This window comes from bacterium (genome assembly GCA_016786595.1).
Lineage (GTDB): Bacteria > Bdellovibrionota_C > UBA2361 > SZUA-149 > JAEUWB01 > JAEUWB01.
On sequence record JAEUWB010000040.1, the window covers coordinates 1 to 4,785 of the forward strand.

At 42.1% G+C, this 4,785-nt stretch carries 5 protein-coding genes; all 5 read left to right on the forward strand.

The window, feature by feature from the left end; translation table 11 throughout:
- Positions 1 to 434: 434 nt before the first annotated feature.
- Positions 435 to 1,202, forward strand: coding sequence for a prolipoprotein diacylglyceryl transferase (locus tag JNK13_06345; protein MBL7662353.1), 768 nt, complete (start codon positions 435 to 437; stop codon positions 1,200 to 1,202).
- Positions 1,203 to 1,211: 9 nt separating this feature from the next.
- Entirely contained in the window at positions 1,212 to 2,132 is a 921-nt protein-coding gene (locus JNK13_06350; GenBank protein MBL7662354.1) for a hypothetical protein, read from the forward strand.
- Between the two features lie 255 nt (positions 2,133 to 2,387).
- On the forward strand, positions 2,388 to 2,753 hold the full coding sequence (locus tag JNK13_06355) for a nuclear transport factor 2 family protein (GenBank protein ID MBL7662355.1): 366 nt from the start codon (positions 2,388 to 2,390) through the stop codon (positions 2,751 to 2,753).
- A gap of 601 nt (positions 2,754 to 3,354) precedes the next feature.
- The gene (locus JNK13_06360; protein ID MBL7662356.1) at positions 3,355 to 4,065 is read left to right on the forward strand and encodes a hypothetical protein; all 711 of its coding nucleotides are present in this window, start codon (positions 3,355 to 3,357) and stop codon (positions 4,063 to 4,065) included.
- Between the two features lie 12 nt (positions 4,066 to 4,077).
- The coding region (locus JNK13_06365) for a hypothetical protein (protein ID MBL7662357.1) at positions 4,078 to 4,785 on the forward strand (708 nt) is incomplete at its 3' end.

The window sequence follows — 4,785 nt, forward strand, 5'->3', positions numbered from 1 at the left end:
TAGACTTCTTTTGAATTAGGATTTTAACAGCAGCTCAGCTTCTTGATATGATTGAACAAATAAGGAAATTTTTTAAAAATTTTCAATGTTTTATCGAAAGAAGTCTATTTTTGTTTTTTGTCCATTTTTCTTGCGAAAAATGGATCATTAGACTTCTTTTGAATTAGGATTTTAACAGTAGCTCAGCTTCTTGATATGATTGAACACATGAGGAAATTTTTTTAAAATTTTTCAATGTTTTATCGAAAGAAGCCTATTTTTGTTTTTTGTCCATTTTTCTTGCGAAAAATGGATCATTAGACTTCTTTTGAATTAGGATTTTAACAGCAGCTCAGCTTCTTGATATGATTGAACAAATAAGGAAATTTTTTAAAAATTTTCAATGTTTTATGAAAGAAGTTTAATGAATAAATTAAGCATTAAGTAAGCTATAAATGATCCCCGTAATTTTTCAAATCGGACCACTGCCAGTAAATTCTTTTGGATTGATGTTGGTATTTTGCTTTCTAGCCGCAGGAAGACTTTTTAAGTTAGAGCTCGAAAAGCGTGGGGCAAAGGGGGCTTTCGCTGAAGATGCGCTTTTCTGGGGTGCAGTTTCTGGGATAGCCGGAGCACGTTTACTTTATATGCTTAATTCCGGTGAACCCTTTAGCATTGCCGATATTTTCTCTACTGGCGGCTTTACTTTCTATGGTGGCTTTATTCTGGCAACTTGTGTTGTCGTTGCTATGGCCTACAGGGCAAGACTTTCAGTTGCATTAGTTGCAGATGCGGTGGCTCCTGCGCTTGCGCTGGGTTATGCAATTGGCCGAGTTGGTTGTCATCTTTCTGGGGATGGGGACTATGGGGTCGTCACTACTGTGCCTTGGGGTTTTCGTTATTTACTCGGGGTGATTCCAACTGATCCAGCTGTGTATGTTCATCCGACACCAGCCTATGAAACGATCATGGCACTTCTGACTGTTTGGATTTTGCAGAATTTTGCTTCGCGGTCAAAGCCAATACGCTCCGATGGGGCAGTCTTCGGATTGTATTTGGTGCTTTCCTCGTGCAGTCGTTTTTTTGTTGAGTTTTTGAGAATTGAGCCGAAGGTCTTGGCTTGGGCCAGTGAGGCGCAAGTGATCGCACTGCCTCTGGTTCTTATTGGTTTGTTTTTAATCTTTCGTGAGTGTGTTTTTCGTGCACGCTTTTCGGGTAGTTGAGGCTAGATCATGAAGCAATTATTGCTAATCTCTACGTTCTGTGGGTTTTTTCTTTGGCTCGGCTTAAATCAATTGGGCAGATATTTAGCTTTGCCTAAAGAGACGCGTCTTTTAAATCGCCAGATTTCAGATTTTAAAACAAGTATTAGTCGAGTTGAAGCGACAGACTTAAGTCAACGCTCACTTGAACAAGAGTTAGAACTTGCTAAGTCAAAATTAGAACTTGGATTTATGGAAAAAAGCCCTGAAGGGATCATGGCTGGGCTTAAGGAATATAAAGCCGTGCTTGAGCGGTCACCAGAAAACCCTGAAGCATTGCAGGCTCTAGCCAAGACTTCGGTGCGGATTGGCATTCTAGATCAAGCAATTGGCTTTTATGAACGCTATTTAGAGATTAAGCCTGAAGACAAGTTAACTCACGTCGATTATGTTTTAGCGCTACTTCAAGCAGGCAACAGTCAGTTGGCTCGGGTGGAGATTGATCAGATTGTGGCAGAAGACCCGAGCTTTTATCCGGCACTTGTGGCCAATGCATTAGTTTACCGGGGCGAAGAGAAGTTCGCAGAGGCAATTCGTGAAATTACCAAATCACTTGATTACGCTCCAGAAGATAAGAAAAAAAGTATTGAGGCGATTCGAGCGAAGTTTCAGCAAGAGTATCGAGAGTTTGAAACCGAAGTAAATGCCCCCGTTGAAACGCGTTTAGAGAGGTTTTTTAAAGCCCACTCGATTATTGGGCCTAAACTGGAAAAGCTAGAATGGCCAAAGCAGGGTAGGTTAATCGTCTACGTCAAAGATTTTCCAGTTGAAGCTATGCCAGTGGTGGCAAAAGATCTTTTGGCGGCTAAGGTTAAAGAAGTTGTGGGGTCAAGTGGTGCGACGGTCACATTAAATGACTCTCAAACGAAGAAGATTTTGCTCACTTTCTAAGTTTTAGCACACGGACGTTTGCCTGGAGAAACGCAAGGCTCACCAGCAAAAAACTATACCCGTACACAGGGCTTCATTTTTGTCATCGGGCATGATATAACCCCTGCTTCATTTCGAGTAGACGGATTACCTAACGTTTTACTTTCTTAATTCCTTGCCTAAAATTCCCGGCCGAAGAGCGCTTGGTGGATCAGAGCCTCAAGCTTTTGAATCGTACTTTTCCACCAGGCGCTTGCGCCAGAAACGAGGAACACAATGCCAGGAGAAACATTTACATCAACTGCCGCCGCTATTGTGGCTGCATACAACGCACGCGACATCGCGGCTTTCGTCGCTTTCTTTCACGAACGTGCGCTGGTTTATTCTTGCCATAACGGAGCCGGCATCCCCGTATGCAGAAATCGTGCAGAGCTTAAGGAGTATTTTGAGCAAATCTTTGCTACATGCCCCGATCTGCATGAAGAAGTCTTGCAAACTATTGGTACTTGCGGAAATGTCGTGACACATTCTGTCGAAGTTACTGGTCGTGAGCAGGGCAAGACGATCAAGGCGACAATTGTCTACGAATTCGACACAAGCTTCAAAGTAACCAGCATTATCATCCATCGAGCCAAGTCGTAAGACCTGCCGTTAAGTTGTAAAGAGTAAGACGGGTTTCACTGAGACAACGTCAAGGTTTAAATCCGTCTACTCTTCTTTCTTGAACAGTAGAAATCCTTGAAAAACGTGAAAAAGTTGAAAAAGTAACCCTGTACCCACAGCCATTCAAAATGGTATTCAAAATGGTATTCAAAATGGTATTATTCAAAATGGTATCGGGTTACTTTCTCAAGCAAAAGCGCAGAATTTCAAGTAGCAGCGAAACCATAAATATTTCCAATCATACGCAACTAATAGATGAATCTGGACGATAATGTAGTTGGATGTGTAATCTTGAGGCCTGGGTAGGGCAGTGGAAAGTAGCCCCGTACCTTAGGCTATACCTTAGGCTAAAAAGTAGCCCCGTACCTTAGGCTAAATACCTTAGGCTAAAACTCTTATTTTGACATTCTTGGCATCCACCCATGGACAGTGTTTGATTAGGTGAGGATTCCTACTCGAACCACTCAAGAATGCGTTCTTCTCGGCAAAACCCTAGTAGGTTTGACAAAAATGCTAAATTCCATAAAACATTACGTTAAGTAGACGAAACAAATTTAATTCTGACCGCAGGTACTTTTCCATGGTTGATGGCGTTGTGCAAACTCTCCTTTCTCTTTCAAGTTGCGATTCTGAGGTAGTTCGCCACACAAATGAAAAACACAAAATTGAAGCTAGCTTACAGACTAAAAGTCAACAAGTTGAAGCTAAACGTAAACAAGTTCAAGAATTAGAAACTCACAATAAAGAACTTAAATTACGAGAACAAGTAGAACAACATCGCTTGCGCGACGAACAGACTCGAATCACAGAACGTAAAAAACAACTTGCTACCGTTGCAGGAACCAAAGCACAGAAGCTGATTGAACGTGAAATCGATATCGCCAGCAGAATGCTGCAAGTTAATGAAGAACGCGCACTAAAAGCCATTGAGGCTGCAGCTGAAGTCGAGAAATCATTAACAGAGGCACGCGGGGCACTCGAAAATATCCAAGCGGAATTTGAGGGCGTACAAGCGGAAACCTCTAAATCAATTGAAGACCTATCCGTCAAAATTGCTGGTGTTAACGCAGAGAGATTGCAATTTTACTCCAAACTCGAGGACCGCTTACAAAAGCTCTATAACCGAGTTAAAGTGCGTTACCCAGCAGATCCGGTAGCTGTGGCAAAGTCTGGCTCTTGCATGTCTTGCTTCCGAGCACTGCCACCACAGACCTATAACCAAATCCTAGCGGGGAATAACCTGATTCAATGCCCCGGCTGTAGTCGCATCCTTGTTCCTGCTAACGAGTAATTTATCTGCGAGATGCCTGAATTACCTGAAGTTGAAACGGTTGCACGCGGACTAAAGAAAAAAATCCTCGGACAATCAATCAACCACATCCTTATTCTCGACCGAAAACTTAAAAACCGAGCACTGAGCACACTAAGAAATCTCTCAGTTAAAGATGTTTTTAGACATGGCAAGCAAGTCGCACTTGCCTTGAGCGATCGTAGCTACTTATTGATTCACCTGAGGATGACGGGGAATTTAATTTGGGCAAAAAATTCTCGTGAAAAGTCAAAACGCAATTTGGGTGGAGTAATCCTCAAGCAAACAAAATTTAGTGAAAATTTAAAAAGTACACGTGTTGTGATTGTTACAGAAAAAGGCAATGTGCATTTCACCGATACACGTAGATTTGGAACAATCGAACTGCGGCGCAGCCTTCCTGCTACGGGAATAGATCCACTTAGTTCAGCTTTTGATGCGCAAGGACTGAAACAATTACTACTCTCTACCAATCAACCACTAAAGAGCTTCTTAATGCGCCAAGATAAAATTGTCGGGATTGGCAACATCTACGCATCCGAAATTCTATTTCGCGCAAAAATCAATCCAAGGCGCAAAACCTTAAGCCTGAAGAACGTAGAGATTAAATTACTTGCCAAGGAAATTAAAAAAGTCTTAACGCAGGCAATTCAATGCTGCGGCACAACTTTTTCAGATTACCACGGAATTGATGGCGACGCT